This window comes from Euzebya rosea, from assembly GCF_003073135.1.
Taxonomy (GTDB): domain Bacteria; phylum Actinomycetota; class Nitriliruptoria; order Euzebyales; family Euzebyaceae; genus Euzebya; species Euzebya rosea.
Map to the genome: position 1 here is coordinate 115,275 of NZ_PGDQ01000004.1, position 20,082 is coordinate 135,356.

A 20,082-nucleotide genomic window follows, 5' to 3' on the forward strand; every position below is an offset into this window, starting at 1 on the left:
GGGTCCGGCGGCACGTTTCGCGAATGGGGTTCAGTGGCCGGGAGTCCTGCCGATGGGCATTCCGTGAGATGGGTGGGCACGCATCATCGGAGCCTCCAGGCCAGGGTGGCCGGCATGGTCGCCCTCCTGGTGGTCGTCCTGTCGATGGTGTTCACGTGGCAGTGGGTCCAGCGTGAGGAGGCGTCGCTCCAGCGGGCGGTCGACACCTCCGTGATGGCGCTCGGCGAGTCGTTGTTCACCGAGTTCACCGACACGTTCGCCACCCGTGGGCTGGACGCCATGACCGACTTCCAGCGGCGGGTCGAGGACATCCCCGACGTGGAGTCCCTCGACATCGTGCCGCTGTCGGCGTCGGCGCTGACGTTGCTTGCCGACGGGGGAGCGGCCCGCCTCGATCCGGTGACCCCGACGTCGTTCCAGTCCGTGACCCGTGACGGCATCACGACGCTGCAGGTCCCGCTCGAGGTCGACGGCGAACCCGTTGCCCGGGTCGATGTGCGCTTCCGCAGCGGGTTGATCGAGGAGCCTCAGGCCGCCGCGCGCCGAGCCGGGATCGTCAACGGCGTCGTCGTGCTGCTCGTTGGCCTGATCGCGACCTGGTTCGTCGCACGGAGCGCCACGTCGGGTGTGCGCCAGCTCACCTCGGAGGTGCGGGACTCCGCCGAACGTCACCTGCCGGAGGTGCTGTCGGCGGTCCGCGACGGTCGACCGGTCACCCCTGCCCAGCTGCAGCCGGGCGAGATCGCGGTCCGAGGTGTCGCCGAGGTCGAGGCGCTGTCCTCGGCGTTCACGACCCATCGGGCAGCCGTCGCCGAGCTCGCCGGTGAGCTGTCGGCCAGGCTCGTCCGCAGCGACACCCGGTTCCGCATCGGCTTCGACCGGTCACCCACGGGCATGGCGTTGATCGGGCCGCACGGTGAGGTCCAGCGCGCCAACGCCGCGCTGGCCACGCTGCTGGGGCGTGACCTCGTCGACCTCGAGAGCGCGTCGTTGCGCGACCTGCTGCATCCCGAGGACGCCGAGCGCATGCACGACCTCTTCCGCCGGCTGACCTCCGGTGAGCTCGACGGGGACGTGTCGGAGGTCCGGTACCGCACGGCTGCGGGCGACGAGGTCTGGACCATCCAGGGAGCGTCGGTGCACTTCGACGCCGACGGGCAACCGCTGACGACCTTCCTGCAGGTGCAGGACGTCACCGAGACCAAGCGTGCGCAGGAGTCGCTGCAGGTGCTGGCCTTCCGTGACGCCCTCACCGGACTGCCCAACCGTGTCGCCCTCGAACGCGAGCTGACGGCGGCGCTGGCGTCCGGACGGCCGGCCCTGGCCATGCTCGACCTGGACCGGTTCAAGCTCGTCAACGACAGTCTCGGCCACCACGCCGGTGACCGGCTGCTGCGTGCCGTCGCCGAACGCCTGGACACGTTGGTGTCACCCGACGGCCTGCTGGCGCGCCTGGGTGGTGACGAGTTCGTGGCCGTCCTCCCGTCGGTGGACTCCGACGTCGACGTCGAGCTGGCCGCGACGCAGCTGCTGGCCGGCATGGAGGCACCCTTCGAGCTCGACGGGCGACGGTTCTGGGTGCGGTGCTCGATCGGCCTCGCGGTCGCCGAGCCGGGGCAGACCGCCAACGACCTTCTGTCCAGCGCCGACGCGGCGGTCTACCACGCGAAGCGACGTGGTCGTGGTGGGTGGGCGCGGTTCGACCAGAGCCTGCAGGACAACGCCACCGAGCGGCTCGACCTCGAGCACGACCTTCGGGACGCGCTCGGCACCGACCAGCTGCAGCTGCACTACCAGCCCATCGTGGACGCCCACACCGGTCGCCTCGTGGCACTCGAGGGACTGGCCCGCTGGCAGCACCCGACGCTCGGGTTGGTGTCCCCCGGGGCGTTCGTCCCCGTCGCGGAGGAGACCGGCCTGATCACGCAGCTCGGGGACCGCGTGCTCGAGCTCGGCATGGCCGACCTCGCGCGCTGGGCGGCGACGTGTCCGGAGCAGGCCTTCCACCTCTCGTTGAACCTCTCCGGTCGCCAGCTGCACGACCGTGACCTCGTGCGTCGTGTGGGTGAGCTGCTGGAGCAGCACGAGGTCGACCCCAGCCGACTCGTCCTCGAGGTGACCGAGACCACCCTGCTCGACGATCGAGCCGTCGGCCACCTGGAGCTGCTCCGGCAGCTCGGTGTACGGATCGCCGCGGACGACTTCGGGTCGGGCTTCACGGCGATCGGCCAGCTGGCCCGGCAACCCGTCGACATGCTGAAGGTCGACATGTCGCTGGTGCGGGACGCGGCCGAGGGCGGCAAGGCCGCTGCCATCCTCGCCTCCGTCGGGTCCCTGGGCACCGCCCTGGGTGTGGCCGTGGTCGCCGAGGGTGTGGAGGAGTGGGCCCAGTACGATGCCGCCGTGGCTGCTGGATGCGACCTGATCCAGGGATACCTCTTCGGGCGCCCGGTTCCCGCGTCGACCATCACCAGCGACGTCCTGTCGACCGAGGACCTGATGGCCGGGGCTGCACGCGAGCCGAGCGCCTGATGCGCCTCCTGCTGACGGGGGCGTTCGGCAACGTCGGCCGTGCCGTGCTCAGGCAGCTGGTCGACGGTCCGCACGAGGTGACGTGCCTGGACCTGCCGACGAGGGCCAACCGCCGGCTGGCGCACACCGGGGGCTGGTCGACCCGCTGGGTGGACCTGACCGACGCCCGTGCCGTCGCCGACGCCGTCGAGGGGCACGACGTCGTCCTGCACGTCGCGGCCGTCATCCCGCCGGCCAGCATCCACCGTCCCGACGTTGCCGAACGCGTCAACGTCGGCGGCACCCGCAACGTCATCGCCGCCTGTCAGCAGGCAACGGTTCCACCCCGGATCGTCTTCACCTCCTCGGTCGCCCTGTTCGGGCCGACCCAGCACCTGGCGCCACCGCGGACCGTCGCCGACCCCATCGTCGTCACCGACGACTACACCCAGCACAAGGCCGACGCCGAGAAGCTGCTGGCCGCCTCCGGGCTGGCCGTCACCATCCTGCGGCTCGGGGCAGTCATCCCCATCGAGGTCATCGGGGCCGTCGACCCGCTGATGTTCGAGGTTCCGCTGGAGGATCGCATCGAGGTCGTGCATCCCGACGACGTGGGCCGGGCCGTCGTGCACGCCGCCGAACGACCCGACACCGCGGGCCGCACGCTGCTCATCGGTGGCGGACCGGGCTGCAGGGTCCGCCAGCGGGAGCTGATGTCCCGGGCCCTCGAGGCCGTCGGCGTCGGCATGCTCCCCGACGACGCGTTCACCAGCGCCCCGTTCCACACCGACTGGCTGGACACGACCGAGAGCCAGGCGCTGCTGGACTACCAACGTCACGGCCTCGATGACCTGATCGCCGACATGACCCGCTCGGTCGGGTGGCGTCGGGCACCGGCCCGCGTGCTCGCACCGGTGATCCGTCGGGCGCTGGTGCGCCAGTCCCCGTACCACCGCAGCGCCTGACTGCGTCGGTGATGTGTAGGTCCGGGGGCGACGGGGAACGTCGCTGCCATGAACACCAACACCTTCGGACGCATCCTCCAGCGCATCGGCTCCATGATGTCCGGCAGCCGCCGGACGAGCCATGCGCGCACGACCACCACGTCTCGTCGCGGCGGCCTCGCATCGGGCCTTCGCCGCATCTTCGGCTGACGTCGCGTCACAGGACCCGACGCGTCGGCGTCGGCCGGTGCGGGGTCAGCCGCCGTGGATGTCCAGGACGGTGCCGTTGATCCACCGGTTGGCCATGGTGGCGGTGACGAGCGCAGCGACGTCGCCGGGCGCGCCGGCGTGGCTGCCCGCGCCGGTGCTGCCGATGCCACCGGGCGAGATGACGTTGACGCGCAGCGGAGCCCACTCCTGGGCGAGTGCCGGGGCGAGCGCCTCCACCGCGGCGCTGACCGCCGAGACCGGTGCAGCACCGCCGGGCCGCCGGGACATCATCCCCGAGACGAACGTCATGCTGCCCTTCTCGTCCATCCGCGGACGCAGGTGCCGGGCGGTCCACATGACGCCCTTGAGCTTCACCGCGATCATCGTGTCGAGCTCGTCAGCAGTGATCTCGCTGAGCCCCTCGAAGGCGTTGACGGCCGCGGTGACGACGGCGTGGTCGAAGGGACCTGCCGCCAGCAGGGTGTCGACGGTGTCGTGGTCGGTCACGTCGAAGCCGACGCCGGTCACGTCGCCCTCGTAGGCGGCCGCCGCCCGTTCGGCCGACTCGGCCGACCGGCTCGTGATGGTGACGCGGGCCCCTGCGGACAGGACATGCCCAGCGATGGCGCCGCCGAGCGTGCCGGTGCCCCCGACCACGAGGACGTGGGCGTCGGCGAGTACGGAATCGGTCATGGCGTGGGCTCCTGACGTGGCGAGGTGTGGGTGAGCATGTCACCGCTGGGTCCGTCCGTCAGCCCCCCCGGGGGCAACGCACCGAGCGGACCTGGGCATCCGTGGCATGGTGCGCGCATGTCGCACGCCATCGACGGGGGTGCCCTCTACGCCACCCACGACCGCTTTCCCGCTCCGAAGGGGGCGTCCACCCACATCGCCAGGTTCGCGGGCGCGTTGCTGGGCGCGGCGGACCACGGCTTGCTCCACTGCCTGGCGGGGGACACGCTCCCGCTGCACCAGCAGGAGGGAGGGATCCTGATCAGGCGCACCGCGGCGACGGAGGTCCACCCGCTCGCCCGTGCCGAGCGGTTCGGCGCCGACGTCGCCGCGAGCGTCGCGGAGTCCGGGTGGACGACCACCCAGGGTCGGGATCCCTGGAGCGTCATGGCCCTGCTGGCCGACGACCGGACGTGGCCCGTGGTCCACGAGGTCAACGGGCTGCCGTCCATCGAGTGGGCCGAGACCTACCCCCGGGCACCACGGGCGGACCTGCAGGCGCTCGACGAGCTCGAGCGGTGGTGCCTGGACCGGGTCGACGCGGTGATCACCCCCTCGGCGGTGACCGCGACGGCGCTGCACGACCGCGGGGTGCCGGGCGACCGGATCACCGTCATCCCCAACGGTGCCGACCTGCCCGACCCGGCGGTTGCCCGACCAGCGGACGCACCCGCGGACCCCTACCTGGTCTACGTCGGGGGACTGCAACCGTGGCAGGGCGTCGACGTGGCCGTTCGCGCCCTGAGCCGGGTCCGGGACCTCGACGTGCCGCTCGTGCTGGTCACGGGCGCACGCCGGCGGCAGCTCCGCCCGCTGCTGCAGCTGGCCCGCCGTCTGGACGTCGGTGACCTGCTGCACGTCCGAACCGCGCAGGACGCCACGGCGACGTCGGCGTGGCTGGTCCACGCCACAGCGTCACTGGCCCCGCTTCGCGACACACCCCGCAACACCGTGCAGGGCTGCTGTCCGCTCAAGGTCGTGGAGAGCCTGGCTGCCGGTACGCCGGTCATCGGCAGCGACCTGCCGGTCATCCGCGAGGAGGTCCCCGACGGCGTCCATGGGCTGCTGGTCCGTCCCGACCGTCCCCGTGATCTCGCCCGGGCCATCCGCGTGGCGCTGGACGCCCCGGATGCCCTCGAACGCTGGGGGAGCGCCGGGCGCGCCCACGTCGCTGCGAACCGGACCTGGGCGGCGGCGGAGCGGGCACTCCTGGCGGTCCACCTGGGCCTCCTGGGTTCCTGACCCACACGACCCCCGATCGTGTATACGCTGCGCCGGTGAGCGAGACGACGACGGGGCCAGCGAGCAGCTGGATGCAGTCACTGACCGCGGGAGGCTGGCAGGACGCCCAGCTGCTGCCCGGTGACTGGCGCGGGGTCGTGCGGGAGGTCGCCGTGGCCAACCGTGCCGCCCGGCAGGAGCGGGACAGCGCCGGGTTCCTGCGGCGGACCTTCAAGAAGAAGTCGTTGCCCCCGGTGGCACCGGACGACTGGATGGCCCTTGCCGCCCCGCTGGTCGAGGTCCTTGCCGACGACGCCCGAGCCGACGTGCCGATGACGGTCACCGTCGACGTCCGGGGCACACAGGCGCCCGAGAAGGTCGTCTGGCAGGGCAAGCCCGCACAGCTCCCGGCTCGGGTCGTCAAGCTCGACGAGACCCGGTACAGCGACCCGATCCTCGAGCTGCACGCCAGGCTGGTCGACGGCACGCGCTGCCACCTCTCCGTCGTCCGCCGGCTGCGGACGCGGAAGATGGTCAAGCGGTCCGCCTCAGGCAAGTTCAAGCAGAAGACCAAGGACAAGTCCAAGACGGTGGTCACGGTGAAGCTGGTCGCCGACGGCTCGCGTCCGGTCCACGACCCACCGGCGGGCGCCCCCGTGACCGTCGACCGCGCCGGCGTGCAGCCGCGTATCTCCTCCAAGGCGACGCTGACCAACGCCCGGCCCGAGCAGGTGGTCGAGGTCGCCCTCGGCCTGCTGGTCGGCGTCCACGGACTGATCGACACAGGATCGGTGACCTCGTGAGCCGCTGCGCGATACCCAAGGGGTTCGTCACCGTGCGCCGGTGCGACGTCGACGCGGCCGGGCAGTGCCCGGGCTGCGGGCGACCGGTCTGCAACGAGCACTGGACGGGGACGGCCTGCGTGGAGTGCGCGGCCGGACGAGGCCAGCTGACCGACACACACGCCGCGGCGAGCTACCGACAGCGGTTCCGGGCGCGGTTCAGCGGACCGTCGGGACACCGCACCGACGCCGGCGACCACTGGTTCGACCACGCCTGGTACGTCCAGCAGTCGGGCATCCTCGACAGCGGCGAGGACTGGACCGACGACGAGGGCAGCGGCTGGGACTCGTGAACGGGCGTTGACCACACGCGTCCTGTGGGTCACGGCCCACCATCCGCCCAGCCGGGGCGGCATGGCCACCTCCAGCGACCGGATCACCTCGAGGTTGCGTGACCTCGGGCTCGGCGTCGACCTCGTGCACCTCACCAACGACATCGGGGAGGTGCGAGCCCGACCCGTCGGAGGAGGGGAGGAGCTGGTCGTGCCCAGCGGAGCCGACGCCGCCGACGCGGCGAGGACGGCGTGGAACCACCTCGTCGGCCGGGCCGGGCGCTACCGCGCGGTCGCGTGCTTCGGCGGTCCGCAGGCCATGGCAGTGGCCCCGGTCTACGCCGCGTGGCTGGGTGTGCCCCTGGTCACGCTGCTGCGTGGCAACGACTTCGAGACGGGGGTGTTCTCGCCCCGTCGGTCGGTGCTGATGGACGCGCTGCGGGCATCACGGATCGTGGCCACGGTGTCGCAGGACATGGCGCACCGGGTCGGCCCGCTGCTCGGACCGGGTGGGCCGACGGTCGTCACGGTCGCCAACGGCATCGACACCGCGCTGTGGGCGGTCACCGAATCCGATCGGCGACGCGCCGCGGCGTGGCGTGCCGCGACGGTGCCTGACGGCCACAGGGTCGTGGGGCTCGTCGGCCAGCTCAAGGCCAAGAAGGGTGCGGTCGACCTGCTGGAGGCCGTCCGGCGATCCGGCAGCGCCGACCGGGCCCACGTTGCCCTCGTCGGTGACCTCGACGGGGGAGTGGAGGCGTGGTTGACCGCCGACGGCGGCCGGCTGTCGTGGTCCCACGAGCCGTTCCTCGACCGCTTCGAGCTGCTCGCCCGCCTGCCGGCCATGGACGTGGTTGCGCTCCCGTCCCGCCACGACGGCCTGCCGAACGTCGCGCTGGAGGCGGCCACGGTCGGCGTCCCGCTGCTGGCCGCCCAGACCGGTGGGCTGGCCGACCTGGCGGCGGCGGGTCCGATCGGCTTCACCTTCGACGCCGGCGACGCGGACGGGCTCGCCGAGGCCCTGGTCGGCGCGCTGTCGTGTCCGGCGGCGGACCTCCACGAGCTGGGCGCCAAGGCAGCACGAACCGCCGCCGGCTTCGATGCCCACCGCGAGGCCGAGGCCTACCTGGCCCTGTTCGACGGGCTGTGAGCGTCGCCATCTGGTGTCCCGGCGACGGGCAGGGGCACGTGACCCGGGCGGTGGCCGCCGCCCACACCCTCGGCATGGATCCCGCCGACGTGACGCTGCTGGTCGGCGACCCGACGACGGTCGACCCGCGGGTCAGCGGTGCCCATCCGCTGGGCGTGGCCCGCCTCCCGCTGGACGGGGTCGAGGAGCTGTGGGTCGACGCGCTGCCGTGTGGCCGTGGCGAGCTGGACGTGGCCGCGCTTGCCGGGGTCGGGCGTGTCAACCACCTGGCGCGGCGGCTGGACTGGCCGCGATTCGTCGCGCTGCTGCCATCCGATCCACCGTGGTTCCGCCGGACGGTCGTGACCGAGGCACTTCCGGACGCACAGCGCGCATGGCTGGTGGAACGCAGCAGCACGGTGGTCGACCTGGAGCTGCGTGACCCCCCGGTGCCGTCACCACCAGCCGACATCGTTGCGGCCGTCCGTGGCGCCTGGGTCGTGGTGCATGCCGGACCGCGCTCGGAGGTCGAGGAGCTCCAGGCGACGGCGCGACAGGCCGCGCGCGTCGATGGTGTGGACGAGGAGACGGTGGACGAGGACACGATCGTGCTGGGAACCGGCGGGCTGGACGTCGTGCCGGCCTGGCCGTTGTTGTCCCACGCCGCCAGGCTGTTCACGGGCGGGGGTGCCAACACCGTCCGCCAGGTGCGGATCCACGCACCACACGTGCCCCATGTCGCCGTGCCCTTCCCGCGCCGACACGACGACCAGGTCGGTCGTGTCCGGTGGCATCGTGCGCATCCCCCGGCGCGTCCCGACGCCGAACGCAGGACACCCTTGCCCTGATCCCGGTGCTCGGGCAGGAACTCGGTCCGCCGACGTCGAACGACCCGGGTGATCGGTCGCGTCCGGCGACCGGACGTCGGAAGGGTTCGTGGATGTCACGCTCGTTGTTCCTCGTGATCGGGTTGGTGCTGGCGCTGGGCGCCACCGGCGCGGCTGCGGGGTCGATCCTCGATGCGGCCGCTCCGGGTGTCCCGGCGCAGGTCGTCGACTTCACCCCCGACGAGATCCGCGAGGAGGCGTACGCGACCACCACGTTCACCGCCGACGGGCCCGTGGACGGGACGTCGCCGTGGCGGGTCGTGCACGGCACGGGCAACGCCGCCGAGCTGTGGCTGCACGCCACCCCCGACGGCCGGATCTACGACTTCGGCGGCCGCTACCTGAACTACAGCGACGACGACGGCGTGACGTGGCAGTCCGTGCGCCCGCTCGAGCCGCTGGTCAACGGTGAGGGGTCGGTCGTCATGGCCCCCAACGGCGACATCGTCGGCGTGACCTGGGACCCCTACGCCGGCGACCGCATCCTCACCTTCAAGTACACCGCCGCGACCGAGACCTGGGAGTACGCCGCCGACCCGTTCCACACCCCGTTCTGGGACCGTCCGGGCATCGACGTCATCCCCGGCGACTTCACGTCACCGACGGGGGAGAAGGTGTCCTACATCACGCTGATCAAGGGGTTCCCCCACGAGCTGTGGCACTACAGCTACGACGGCCTGCACTACCCCTTCACCAGCTCCCGCGCCGTCGACCAGCGGACGACGACGTCGATCAGCAGCTGGCTGGACGTCGCCCCAGACCCCTCGCTGGACTGGATCCAGCCGCTGCCGGTCCTCGGCGGCATGGTCACACCCCTGGGCGGCGGACTGGGCCTGGGTGGCTCGATGATGTTCGATGGCGCCGACATGCGCTGGCACCCCTTCAGCCTCCCCGAGGGACCGGCGCTGGGCGGCATCACCCAGACCGACTCGCTCGGCCGGCTGCACAACGTGGTCCGCAGCGGCAACGACGCGGTCTATCGCATCTCCACCGACGGGGGGCGGACCTGGTCCGCGGAGCTCGTGCTTCCCGGCATACGACCGGGCGACATGAAGGCCAACGCGGCGGTCGGCGTCGCGGCGGTCTCCGGCGTCGAGGGCACGCAGGACGTCCTGTACAAGCTGGACATCAGCAGCGACACACCGCGGATCGTGCAGCGGTTCGAGATCGGTCTCGGTGACGACTGCCGCTGCTCCGGGATCGGCTTCTACGGCGTGCAGGGTGGGCACCGGTTCGACTTCCACACCGTCGTGATCCTTCCCGACGGTCGGCTGGCCGTGTCGTTCATGGACTCAACCACCATCACGGACTTCCCGACCCTCGGGCTGCCCGTGGTCGCCCCGGCGCTCGCGGTGGAGCTGGCGACCGACTGATCAGGGGCCGCCGGTGCCGCCGGCCGGCGTCGGGATCATCTCCGACGCCGCCTCGGCCCCGACGGTCGCGGTGAAGTTGGAGCCGCCCGCGCAGGCGATCTGGACCTTGACGAACATGCGGTGGGTGCCGTCGGTGGCCAGGACCTCGGTCTCGATCCGCTCGTCCTCGACCCGGAGGACCTCCAGGTCCGGGTGGGACTCGTAGAACGTCCGCGCCTGCAGGGGCGTCATGTCGACCACCCCCTCCACCTGGGTCAGCGGTCCGACCTCGGACAGCGAGAACGTGGTCGCCGAGCTGGGGAGCACCAGCCCGGGGACGTCCCGGAGGTCGGGTGGGGCCGGCTGCTCGACGCAGGCCGGGTAGGCGGACAGGTCCAGGTCGGCCGACGCGGCGTCGGTGGGGGCGTTCCCTGCGCAGCCCGCGAGGAGGACGGCCAGGCCGGTGGCCGCCGTCGTGACGACGCGCCGAGCCGATCCCGGGCTCACGGGTCCCGCGGGCTCGGTCGGGTGATGAGGATGCGTTCCTCGGCAGCCTCCGTCGGTCCGGCGTACACGCTCTCCAGGCCGTGCACGACCTCCAGGCCCGGAAGGTGCCATTCGTAGGAGTCGTAGTCCTCCATCACCTGGCTCTCGGCCGTCCGGAGCGTCGTCCACGGGCCGAACGCCGCCACCAGCTCCTCCGTGACCCACGGGGTCGCCCTCCAGTCGTGCGTCGGGATCCCGACGCACACGGAGGTGATGTGGGCCTCGGCCGCGTCGAAGGCGAGGGAGAGGTGTGCGGGACGCCGAGGGTCGGTGAAGGGACGCGTCCCCTGGATGCCGATCCAGCGGGCCTCCCGCCGATGCGGGTGCTGGCCGAGCACCTCCAGCACGGTCACGAGGTCGGTGTCCCATCCGATCCGCGAGAAGGTGTCGCCCGTGGGCACCCACACACCCTCGGCGTCGGGGAGCCGACACGGCTGCGGCACGAACGGTCCGGGTGCCGGCTCGCGGACCGGCCGGGTGGGGGTGCCCGGCTCGAACGACCTGACGGTGGCCCCCATCGTTCTGGCGACGTCCTGCAGCGCCTCCGCGAGCTCGCGGGGGGTCCACGGGTGGCCCGGCGCCGTCGCCTTGTCCAGGACGGGTCCCAGCGGGCCGGATCCGGCGGCCCCCGTCAGCTCGACCAGCAGCTGTGCGACCGCCCGTGTGTCGGTGGTCGTGTCCCCATGCACGGTGTCCTCGGCGTCCCGCGCGACGGGGCCGAGCGGCAGCTCCACGAGCGGGGAACCGTCCGCGAAGCCGACGGTGTCGGCGTTGATCCCCCGGTGCAGCAGGCCGCCCTCGTGGAGGGTTGCGAGGGCGGCACACACGCCGATGCCGATGTCGATGGCCGTCGGGACGGGCGGCGGACCGTGCGTGGCGAGCACCCTCGACAGGGGTTGTCCGACCGGTTCCAGCTCCTGCCACAGGGTCCGGGTCTCCGGCGACGAACCCGACCGGATGCGTCGCTGGAGGCACGGATGGGCGATCGCCTCGAGGGCCTGGTCGAACCGCACGCGCGGTGTCCACGTGCCGGGATCGCCCTCGCGCCACAGCCGCACCTCGACCGGCCGGCCGTCCGCGGCCACGCCCCGCACGATGCGGATGTGTCCGCGGTCGCCGAGGACGTGCAGCCCTGTCGTGCCGCGGAGGGTCCCGTGCACCGACGTGTCCGGGGCGGCGGTCCACAACGCCGCCAGCACCTGCTCCTCCTGCATCGCCCGCCCTTTCCGTTCCGCTTCGCGCAGCTGCTTCTGGACCACCCAGCGGGGCCCGGGCGCCCATTCTGCTCTGCCGGGGCCGGGGCCGTTCGATCACCCGGCGGCGAGGGGCTCCAGCTGGGAGGTGCAGGCCGAGCAGCGGGTCGCTTCCCTGGGCAGGACGGTGACGCAGTACGGACAGGTGCGGGTCGTGGGCGGTTCGGGCACGCCCGGGTCGGCGGGGCGGCGCAGGCGGTTGAGCAGCCGGACGACGAGGAACACGCCGAGGGCGACGAGGACCAGGTTCACGATGGCCGTGAGCAGCGCGCCGTAGCCGACCTCGGCGCCGTTGACGACCCAGACGAGCTCGGAGAAGTCGGGCTTGCCGAACACGGCGGCCACGAGGTTGAGCAGCACGTCGTTGGCGAAGCTCTGGACGACGGCGTTGAACGCCGCACCGATGACGACGCCGACCGCGAGGTCGACGACGTTGCCGCGGAGGGCGAACTCCTTGAACTCGTCCAGCAGGCGGATACGGGGGAGGGTGGGGATGAACTCGCTCATGCGCGACGTCGTTCCCCGCGGGCGTGGCGGTCAACCGCAGCGCGTCCGGGGCAGGCAGTCACCCCTCCCGGTCGCTGGCGCGCACCACCAGCAGCCGGTCGTCCGCCCGGAGGCGATCGGTGGCCGCGTCGGTGAACGGCAGGCGGTCGTGGCCCCGGATGACGGTCAGCACCTGTGTGCCCGGCGGCGCGGCCGGGTGGCCGTCGGCGGCGGTGACCGGGGCGACCTCGGCCAGCTCGAGGGACGTGCCGACGTCGAGCAGGTCGTCGATGACCCCCAGCGCCGCGGGTGTCTGCGTGGCAAGGCCGAGCAGCCGTCCGACCGCGGCCGAGGAATCGATGACGGCGTCGGCACCGCTCTGCCGCAGCAGGTGCTTGTTCTCGCGTTCGCGGACGGCCGTGACGATGTGCGCCGACGGGTTGGCCTCCCGGACGGTGAGGGTGATCAGCACCGCGGTGTCGTCGCGGTTGGGCGTGACGATCACGCTTCGCGCGGAGGAGACAGCTGCGGCGTCGAGCACGGCGGTGCGGGAGGCGTCGCCGTGCACCGAGGTGAACCCGGCCTCGGTCGCGTCCTCGGTGGCCGCTGTGCTGGAGTCGACGACGACGATGGCCGACGGATCGACCCCGTCGGCGAGGAGCGCATGGGCGGCGCTGCGCCCCGTCGCCCCGAACCCACAGATCACGAAGTGGTCCTGCACGTCATCTCTCCAGCGTCGAACGGCAAGCAGCTGTCGGTACTGCTCGGTCAGGACCTCCACCGTGGTGCCCACGACGAGGATGAGGAAGATGATCCGAGCGGGGGTGATCAGCAGCACCGTGGCCAGCCGCGTGGCCTGGGTGACCGCCGAGATGTCGCCGTAGCCGGTCGTGGTCACGGTGACCGAGGCGTAGTACAGGGCATCAATGATGCCGACCGGGTCACCGGTCACGTCGGTGTAGCCGTCGCGGCCCACGAGCACGACCACCGCGATGAACACGACCAGCAGCAGCGCGAAGCCCACCCGTCGGGCGACCGCGCGCCGCGGGTCATGGGGCCGGCGAGCCAACCTGACCCGGTCCAGCGGGCGTGCGTCCTCCGACATGGGTCGGGTTCTACCAAGCGACCGTGTGCTCGGTCGGGATCCGTGTCGCCCGGGCGTGCCGGGCCGGTGCAGGCAGTCCGGATCGATGCAAGCCGTCAGCAGACGATCTGGTCGACGACCTGCTGGGAGACGGCGTCGACCGTTCCGACCACGAACACGCCGGGACAGCTGCTGCCCAGGAGCTCCGTCGTTGCGGGGGGAACACTCCGGGCGTCCACCAGCAGCAGGGTCGCACGTTCGTCCGCCGCGAGGCCCGCGGCGAGGAGACCGTCCTGCCACCCGTGGGTGACATACCCGTTGAACGCCACGGCGGTGTCGAGTCCGCGTCGACTCCAGGCACGGTTCACCTCCGCCGCGGTCCCGTCCCGCCCGAGGCCGGCGAGACGCACGACGTCGCCCGGCAGGGCACCCGCAACGGTCTCGGACACCGCGGCTGGTCCACCCAGCACGTAGGTCGTGCCGATGTCCTGCCCGTCCAGCCACGCGGAGACCGCAGGGTGCAGGCTGTCGGTGGGGGTGAGGAGGAGCGGGATCTGCTCGTCGGCCAGGAAGGCACCCGACGCGATGGCGTCTGCCCACCCCGCGGTGGGATTGTCGGCAGTACCCGACGCTCGTGCGATGGCGACGCTGAACGGGGTGTCGGTCGCCGCGTCGGCGATGGCCAGCGCCGTCTCCACGCGTGACGGGCCCGAGAGCCTCCTCGTCGTGACGGCTGGGTCGAGCTGACGAACGGTCTCCTCGACCTGCCCGGAGATCGCCTGTTCGCCGCCGAGGATCGTCACCTCGAGCTCCGCGATGCCCATGGATCGGTTCAGCGCCAGCAAGCGGCGCAGCTCGTCGGCCGTCGTCGTCGGCAATGACGATGACGAGCTGTAGAGCAGGACCGCGTCGGACAGGAGGGGGCTCGCGGCAAGGGAGTCGGCCACCTCGTCGTCACGAGCCAGCAGCACCCGGGCCGGGGCCGACGTCGAGTCCGGCATCCGTCGTTGTGACACCGCTGCGGCGCGTGCAGCCACGTCGGGCTGGTCGAAGCGGGCGATCGGCATGTCTCCCGGTCCCGCACCAGGGTCCGCCGATGTCAGGAACGGGCTGTCGGCCACGTTCCAGTGGGTGTCCAGGTAGGAACCGGGGGGCGGGTCGATGGCGAAGTAGTCGTCGTTGTTGCAGTCGGCGAGGAAGACGGCCTGCGGGTCGGGGCAGGCGCTTCCCTCGTGGAATGCCCCCATGAGGTCGAACCCATCCGAGACGTGACCCGCGCTGTCGAAGTGCGGCGCGGATTCCTGCGCCGCGCCCAGCATGTGGAACAGCTCGTGCAGGAAGCCCTGGCCCTCGCGGGCATCGGCGCAGTCGGTCAGGGCCATGCCGTACAGGGGCTCGTCGATCGGGTGGCCGACGGGTGCAGGTCGGTCGTCCCGGCGCCGGTTCGCGAGCCCGCACGTATCGCCGTCCTCGGGTGCCGCGGCCTGGCCGTCGGCCCACGCGAGGTAGATGCGGTCAGCGCGTGAGTGTCCGGCTGCCGTGAGGGCGTCGCGTATGGCCACGACGACGTTCAGGACCCCCGGGTCAGCGGTGTAGCTCACGTGAACCACGTCCGGTCGACAGTCCGGTGCCATCGCGAACCGGATCTGCCGCATGCCGCCATCGGCACGCGCGGACGCGACGACGTCCCCGTTCATCCACGCGGCCCCCTCGATCAGGTGCTCGCGGGCCTGCTGCTCGGGAGTACCGGGCTGGCCCTCCGGCACGGCATGGACCAGCTGCACCGCTGGGCCGGTTGTCTCGCACGGTGGCGAGACCGGGCTGCGTCCAGCGGTGGGATCATCGCCTCGAGCGGAGGTGGCATGGATGGCCACGAACGGCGGTGAGGAGTCGTGGACCCCCGCCGAGCCTGATGGCAGCGGTGTCGCTGCGAGGACGAGTAGCGCCGTGATGGCCAACCGGCGCGCGAACGACTGCGATGGCATGTGCCCTCCCGAGGGAACGGGGACTGCTCCGTTCCCGGGGGCAACCTAGCACCGGTTCCCGGTTGGGGGAACCGAATTCTCGTGGGCGCGGTGGAGGTGGTGCCCCGGACCGCTGGTCGGATGGACGAGGTTCGGCGTGCAGCCGATCGGGGATCCCTTCTGTGTCAGTTCCGAAGCATTCAGGAGGAACGTCATGAGCACCACCACCCAGCAGGCCACCGACCGCCGCACCGAGCAGACGCTGCGCGCCGTTGTCCGCACCGAGTCCGGTTCCACCTACCGGCTGGACGGGGACCGGGTCGTGCTCGACGGCCCCGGCGACGAGCCCTTCCAGGAGTTCACGCTCGTGTCCCTCGACGGGTCCCGCCTGATGTACACCGACGGCGAGCAGCTGTTCCGTTCCAGCGAGATCGTGGCCCTGTCCAGCGTCTGACACGCCGCCCAGACGAACGACGTGACCGCCCTACGTGGGCGGTCACGTTTCGTTGTGGACCGCGGCGGAACTCGTCGGTCGCCTGGCGTCACCGTCTACTCGCCGGGGTCCACCTCCGGTTGGTCCACGACTCGCTGGTACTCGTGGTCCAGGCGGTCGAGCACGCCGCCGACGGGTCGGGGGCGTTGCTCGAGGTGGATCGTGCGGAGCTCCTCCACGAACTGGCGGCGCATGTCCTCGCCGCCGTCCGCCAGGACCTGTGCCCGGATGCTGAGGGCTGGGGTGGTCGGCAGCCAGCGAACCCCCCACGCGCCCAGCTCGACGATCACCGGGACGAGGTCGATCGCCGCCTCGCTGAGTCGGTAGTCGATCCGCTGGCGGTGATCGGGGTTCTGATGGCGGGTCAGGAGTCCCGCGGCCACCAGCTTGGACAGCCGTGCGGACAGCACGTTGCTGGCGATCCCCTCCAGGGAGTGGTTCAGCAGCTCGCGGAAGCCGGTGCGGCTGCTGAACATCAGGTCGCGGAGCACCACGAGGCTCCACCGGTCGCCCAGCAACTCCATCGTCATGTTGATCGGGCAGCCGGATCGGCCGGCCGGGACCGGCAGCTCTGTCCGATCCACCGGTTGCGCCATGCAACCAGCCTACCTACGCTCGAACCGGTTGCGATCCGCAACCAGCTAGGGGAGGAGTTGCCATGGACACGACGAGACCAGCAGCACCACCGGTGGTCGGCCGGGACGAACACGACCGGCTGCTCGCCCAGCAGGTCGAGGTCGAGAAGGAGCTGACGCGCTTCGGCGACCGCGTGTCGGCGCGGCGCCGACGCCTGCCGATGACGCCGATCGAGGACTACCGGTTCGTGGGCCCGGCCGGCACGGTTCGGCTGGTCGACCTGTTCGGGGATCGGCCGCAGCTCGTCCTGCAGTCCTTCATGTTCGACCCGGAGTGGGACGAGGGCTGCCCGAGCTGCTCGTGGGCAGCGGACAACATGCCGCGAGACCTCGACCGCTTGCTGGCGCCCAGGGGCGTGTCCTTCGCCATGGTCTCCCGAGCGCCCATCGAGCGGCTCGAGGCCTGGCGACACCATCGCGGGTGGGACCACCTCGTGTGGGTGTCGTCGGCAGGCACCACGTTCGACACGGACTGGGGGTGGACGATCGACGGGCAGGACCAGCCCGGCTACTCCTACCTGCTGCGCACGGACGCCGGACTGTTCCTGACCTATCGCACCCAGCGCCGAGGCACCGAGGCGATCCTGCCGGTGCCGGCGATCTGGGACCGAACCGTGTACGGCCGTCAGCAGGACTTCGAGGACAGCCCGTCCGGCTGGCCGCAGGAGCCCACGTACGGCTGAGGCGTCCAGCCCCAGCCATCGGTCACCCAGGAGGAGCACCCGTGATCATCGTCGCCGGACACCTGGTGGTCCGCCCCGACCGCCGTCAGGAGATGCTCGAGCAGCACCACGTCGTGATCACCGCGGCCCGTGCGGCCCCCGGCTGCCTCGACTTCCACCTGTCCGCTGATCCGCTCGAGCCGGACCGGGTCAACGTCCACGAACGGTGGGAGAGCGTTGCCGCCGTCGAGCGCTTCAGGGGGTCGGGGCCGGACGGTGCCCGGTGGGACGCGGTCCTCGCCGCCGACGTCCGCCAGTACGACGTCGCCGCCTGGACGTCGTTGACGTGACCGCGCCACGGGCCGTCCGGGGAACGCCGTGACCGAGGTCATGGTCGGTGATCGAGTACCTCGTCGGGTACGCCCGTCTGCTGGCCGGCGACCAGCGCCCCTTCGACGAGACGGCCTGGCGCGACCTGATCCGCCGGGACGTGGCCCGGGCGAACCGCGTGGCGTCGCTGCAGAACCACGACGTCATCGCACACGACGACGGCCCACCACGGTCGTTGTCGTCGCTCTCCGCCCCGACGGTGGTGATCCATGGGACCGCCGACCCGCTGTTCCCGCTTCCCCACGGACAGGCGCTCGCCGAGGCGATCCCCGGCGCGAGGCTGCTTGGACTCGAGGGTGCCGGACACGGCGTCGACCGAGCCGACTGGGCGGCGATCGCGAGGGCGGTCGTCGGCAACACGACACCGGCCACGACCCGGGGACCCGCGGATTCGGCAATCGAGGGCGCACGGCGTGGTTCGGGGGAGGTGTCCGGGGGCATTGCTCGTGCACCCGAAGACGGCACGAGCGACCACCCCGGAGGACCATCATGAGCACGATCGCACAGCCCATCGAGGACGAGGTCATCGAGCGGACCCTGCGGGCCGTGGTCACGACGGAATCCGGCTCGACGTACCGCCTGGACGGGGACCGTGTCGTGCTCGACGGCCCCGGCGAGCAGCCCTACCAGGAGTTCGTCCTGGTGTCCCTCGACGGCGCACGGCTGCTCTACACCGACGGCGAGCGGCTCTACCGGTCGAGCGAGATCGTCACGCTGTCAGGCGTCTGAACGAACGAGTCGGGGGGCCCGTCGAGGAACGGGGGAGGGCTGCCGGGCGGTCAGGGACTGGTCTCAGTCCCACTGCACCCCGTTCCAGCCCCAGCCGTTCCAGCCCCAGCCGTTCCAGCCCCAGCCGTTCCAGCCCCAGCCGTTCCAGCCCCACCCGTTCCAGGCATCGCCGTTCCAGCCCCAGCCGTTCCAGCCCCAGCCGTGCCAGCCCTCACCGTTCCAGCCCCACCCGTTCCAGGTGTTGCCGTTCCACCCCCACCCGGTCCACTGGGTGTCGTTCCAGACACCGTCGTTCCAGGCGGTCCCTGATGACGACTCGACGGCCCAGGCGGCCGAGTCGAACGCCACGCCGTGGATGTCCTGCTCACCGGTCAGTGCCACGCCGTCCACGCTCAGCGTCGACGATCCGCGCGAGGCGTCGATGGACCCGGTTCCCGTGCTGGGCAGCCACGTCTGCGGACCGTTGGCGCTGCCGAAGTACGTCGCGTCCCAGATGTTGAGGGTCGGGCCGATGTGGCTGCTGGACGCGGCCTCGATCAGGCGGGCCTTCACTTGGTCGGGCGACAGCGAGGGGTCGTACTGCAGCATCAGGGCCACTGCACCGCCCACGATGGCCGCCGCCTGGCTCGTCCCGTTCCCGCGGAACAGGTCACCGGGCTGACGTGCATCCGGATAGGTGGTGTCGAGGTACCCGCCCGGCACGGCGGCCGACACGATGCCGACGCCCGGGGCGTAGACGTCGGGCTGCCGGCCGTCGGTGCCGGCCGGGACGAAGCTCGGGACCTCGTCGTCGCGGACTCGCCACGTGCCCTGGGTGTCGACGGCGCCGACGGCGATGACATACGGGTTCGTCGCCGGGGTGGCCAACCTCGGGGACGCCTGGCCGGTGTTGCCGGCGCCGACGACGACGGTGATGCCGTGGCGCCACGCGCTCTCGACAGCGTGGGAGAGCGGGTCGATCCGTGGGTCCTGCGTGCTGTCGGTGCCGTAGGCGAGCACCAGGACCCGGATGTTGTGCTCGTGGCGGTGCTGGACGACCCAGTCGATCGCTGCGATGACCTGCGTGACGTCGACCGCGCCGTCGTGGGCGCCGACCTTGAGCGACACGAGGTCGGCGTCGGGGGCGATGCCGAGCGCATCGGCCCGGTCGGACGTGATGATCCCGGCCAGATGGGTGCCGTGCCCGTAGACGTCGTAGTGCCGCGCCTCCTCCGCCTGGCTGTCGAGGGACAGGTCGGGGCCGTGCCACACGTCGGTCAGCCCCGTGACCGGGGCGACACCGGTGTCGATGAGGGCGATGCCGATGCCGTTCCCGGTGAGGCCATCGTCGTGCAGGAAGCTGGCGTCGATGGTGTCGGCGACGTGCTGGAGGGTGGCGTGCGTTCCCTCCACCGACCAGCCGATGCCCTGGCCGTTCCCGTTGTCGACGGAGGTGGTCGGGTCCTGCGTGGTGGGTTTGCCCTTGCCACCGGCGGCAAGCGCCGGACCTGCGGCGGACATGGCCAGCACGACTGCGAGGAGAAACGGAACGAGACGGGTGCGCAAGGTGAGGAACGTCATCTGAACCATGTTCGACACGCAGGGTAGTGTTCCTGAGCAGTACGTGAGGAAAAGTTCTCGCGGATGGTGATCGTGGCTCGCCCGACGGCCGTCCGAGTGGTCCCGGACGCACGCTGGCCCACGGTCACCCGTGGGCCAGCGTGGAACGTGCAGGTATCAGATGTCGTAGTACAGCTCGAA

At 71.7% G+C, this 20,082-nt stretch carries 22 protein-coding genes; 14 read left to right on the forward strand and 8 right to left on the reverse strand.

Annotation, left to right across the window (positions count from 1 at the left end; all coding sequences use genetic code 11):
• Nucleotides 1–114: 114 nt before the first annotated feature.
• From CUC05_RS05540 to CUC05_RS24490, 3 genes are read left to right on the forward strand one after another with little or no spacing between them, the layout of a single operon-like run.
• A complete protein-coding gene (locus CUC05_RS05540; protein ID WP_157965242.1) occupies nucleotides 115–2,532 on the forward strand; it encodes a putative bifunctional diguanylate cyclase/phosphodiesterase in 2,418 nt (805 codons plus the stop codon).
• A complete protein-coding gene (locus CUC05_RS05545; protein WP_108665091.1) occupies nucleotides 2,532–3,476 on the forward strand; it encodes an NAD-dependent epimerase/dehydratase family protein in 945 nt (314 codons plus the stop codon). Before CUC05_RS05540 ends, CUC05_RS05545 begins: the two co-directional genes overlap by 1 nt.
• Before the next feature lie 48 nt (nucleotides 3,477–3,524).
• Nucleotides 3,525–3,665 (forward strand): hypothetical protein, encoded by a 141-nt coding sequence (locus CUC05_RS24490; protein WP_157965243.1) that lies wholly within the window; start codon nucleotides 3,525–3,527, stop codon nucleotides 3,663–3,665.
• Nucleotides 3,666–3,710: 45 nt separating this feature from the next.
• Here the strand turns inward: CUC05_RS24490 and CUC05_RS05550 are convergent, their stop codons facing one another.
• Nucleotides 3,711–4,358 (reverse strand): SDR family NAD(P)-dependent oxidoreductase, encoded by a 648-nt coding sequence (locus CUC05_RS05550; RefSeq protein WP_108665092.1) that lies wholly within the window; start codon nucleotides 4,356–4,358, stop codon nucleotides 3,711–3,713.
• Nucleotides 4,359–4,475: 117 nt separating this feature from the next.
• Here CUC05_RS05550 and CUC05_RS05555 point away from each other — a divergent pair, with 117 nt between their 5' ends.
• The 6 genes from CUC05_RS05555 (at nucleotide 4,476) to CUC05_RS05580 (ending at nucleotide 10,121) form a co-directional block, all read left to right on the forward strand.
• Entirely contained in the window at nucleotides 4,476–5,639 is a 1,164-nt protein-coding gene (locus CUC05_RS05555) for a glycosyltransferase family 4 protein (protein WP_170127927.1), read from the forward strand.
• Nucleotides 5,640–5,674: 35 nt separating this feature from the next.
• Nucleotides 5,675–6,421 carry a hypothetical protein gene (locus CUC05_RS05560; RefSeq protein ID WP_157965245.1) on the forward strand — a complete coding sequence of 249 codons (747 nt, stop codon included), beginning with the start codon at nucleotides 5,675–5,677 and terminating at the stop codon, nucleotides 6,419–6,421.
• Complete coding sequence (locus CUC05_RS05565) at nucleotides 6,418–6,753, forward strand: hypothetical protein (protein ID WP_108665095.1); 336 nt, start codon at nucleotides 6,418–6,420, stop codon at nucleotides 6,751–6,753. The genes CUC05_RS05560 and CUC05_RS05565 overlap by 4 nt, the downstream gene beginning before the upstream one ends.
• A gap of 7 nt (nucleotides 6,754–6,760) precedes the next feature.
• Nucleotides 6,761–7,882, forward strand: a complete 1,122-nt coding sequence (locus CUC05_RS05570; RefSeq protein ID WP_108665096.1) for a glycosyltransferase family 4 protein — start codon at nucleotides 6,761–6,763, stop codon at nucleotides 7,880–7,882.
• Nucleotides 7,879–8,709: a hypothetical protein gene (locus CUC05_RS05575; RefSeq protein ID WP_108665097.1), complete on the forward strand. Its 831-nt coding sequence runs from the start codon at nucleotides 7,879–7,881 to the stop codon at nucleotides 8,707–8,709. Before CUC05_RS05570 ends, CUC05_RS05575 begins: the two co-directional genes overlap by 4 nt.
• 92 nt (nucleotides 8,710–8,801) lie before the next feature.
• On the forward strand, nucleotides 8,802–10,121 hold the full coding sequence (locus CUC05_RS05580) for a sialidase family protein (RefSeq protein ID WP_157965246.1): 1,320 nt from the start codon (nucleotides 8,802–8,804) through the stop codon (nucleotides 10,119–10,121).
• On the opposite strand, the gene CUC05_RS05585 is transcribed toward CUC05_RS05580, so the two are convergent.
• The 5 genes from CUC05_RS05585 to CUC05_RS05605 all read right to left on the reverse strand — a co-directional run bounded on the left by CUC05_RS05585 (nucleotide 10,122) and on the right by CUC05_RS05605 (nucleotide 15,454).
• Entirely contained in the window at nucleotides 10,122–10,607 is a 486-nt protein-coding gene (locus CUC05_RS05585; RefSeq protein WP_108665099.1) for a hypothetical protein, read from the reverse strand. It lies immediately after the preceding gene.
• On the reverse strand, nucleotides 10,604–11,860 hold the full coding sequence (locus CUC05_RS05590) for a protein kinase family protein (RefSeq protein ID WP_108665100.1): 1,257 nt from the start codon (nucleotides 11,858–11,860) through the stop codon (nucleotides 10,604–10,606). The genes CUC05_RS05585 and CUC05_RS05590 overlap by 4 nt, the downstream gene beginning before the upstream one ends.
• Before the next feature lie 96 nt (nucleotides 11,861–11,956).
• Complete coding sequence (gene mscL / locus CUC05_RS05595; protein WP_205712144.1) at nucleotides 11,957–12,406, reverse strand: large conductance mechanosensitive channel protein MscL; 450 nt, start codon at nucleotides 12,404–12,406, stop codon at nucleotides 11,957–11,959.
• A 58-nt stretch (nucleotides 12,407–12,464) separates the two neighbouring features.
• Nucleotides 12,465–13,490 (reverse strand): potassium channel family protein, encoded by a 1,026-nt coding sequence (locus tag CUC05_RS05600; RefSeq protein ID WP_108665101.1) that lies wholly within the window; start codon nucleotides 13,488–13,490, stop codon nucleotides 12,465–12,467.
• A 95-nt stretch (nucleotides 13,491–13,585) separates the two neighbouring features.
• The gene (locus tag CUC05_RS05605; protein ID WP_108665102.1) at nucleotides 13,586–15,454 is read right to left on the reverse strand and encodes a cell wall-binding repeat-containing protein; all 1,869 of its coding nucleotides are present in this window, start codon (nucleotides 15,452–15,454) and stop codon (nucleotides 13,586–13,588) included.
• Between the two features lie 193 nt (nucleotides 15,455–15,647).
• Here CUC05_RS05605 and CUC05_RS05610 point away from each other — a divergent pair, with 193 nt between their 5' ends.
• Nucleotides 15,648–15,887: a hypothetical protein gene (locus tag CUC05_RS05610; protein ID WP_108665103.1), complete on the forward strand. Its 240-nt coding sequence runs from the start codon at nucleotides 15,648–15,650 to the stop codon at nucleotides 15,885–15,887.
• A gap of 95 nt (nucleotides 15,888–15,982) precedes the next feature.
• Here CUC05_RS05610 and CUC05_RS05615 read toward each other — a convergent pair whose 3' ends face one another.
• Nucleotides 15,983–16,522 (reverse strand): winged helix-turn-helix transcriptional regulator, encoded by a 540-nt coding sequence (locus CUC05_RS05615; protein ID WP_108665104.1) that lies wholly within the window; start codon nucleotides 16,520–16,522, stop codon nucleotides 15,983–15,985.
• 62 nt (nucleotides 16,523–16,584) lie between these two features.
• Here CUC05_RS05615 and CUC05_RS05620 point away from each other — a divergent pair, with 62 nt between their 5' ends.
• Genes CUC05_RS05620 through CUC05_RS05635 form a run of 4 tightly spaced genes read left to right on the forward strand, consistent with a single transcriptional unit; the run spans nucleotide 16,585 to nucleotide 18,342 of the window.
• Nucleotides 16,585–17,244 (forward strand): DUF899 family protein, encoded by a 660-nt coding sequence (locus CUC05_RS05620; RefSeq protein WP_108665105.1) that lies wholly within the window; start codon nucleotides 16,585–16,587, stop codon nucleotides 17,242–17,244.
• Nucleotides 17,245–17,285: 41 nt separating this feature from the next.
• The gene (locus CUC05_RS05625) at nucleotides 17,286–17,573 is read left to right on the forward strand and encodes a putative quinol monooxygenase (protein ID WP_108665106.1); all 288 of its coding nucleotides are present in this window, start codon (nucleotides 17,286–17,288) and stop codon (nucleotides 17,571–17,573) included.
• A gap of 47 nt (nucleotides 17,574–17,620) precedes the next feature.
• On the forward strand, nucleotides 17,621–18,106 hold the full coding sequence (locus CUC05_RS05630) for an alpha/beta fold hydrolase (protein ID WP_108665107.1): 486 nt from the start codon (nucleotides 17,621–17,623) through the stop codon (nucleotides 18,104–18,106).
• Nucleotides 18,103–18,342 (forward strand): hypothetical protein, encoded by a 240-nt coding sequence (locus tag CUC05_RS05635; protein ID WP_108665108.1) that lies wholly within the window; start codon nucleotides 18,103–18,105, stop codon nucleotides 18,340–18,342. The genes CUC05_RS05630 and CUC05_RS05635 overlap by 4 nt, the downstream gene beginning before the upstream one ends.
• Nucleotides 18,343–18,405: 63 nt before the next feature.
• Here CUC05_RS05635 and CUC05_RS05640 read toward each other — a convergent pair whose 3' ends face one another.
• Complete coding sequence (locus tag CUC05_RS05640) at nucleotides 18,406–19,842, reverse strand: S8 family serine peptidase (protein WP_240606208.1); 1,437 nt, start codon at nucleotides 19,840–19,842, stop codon at nucleotides 18,406–18,408.
• Between the last annotated feature and the right edge of the window lie 240 nt (nucleotides 19,843–20,082).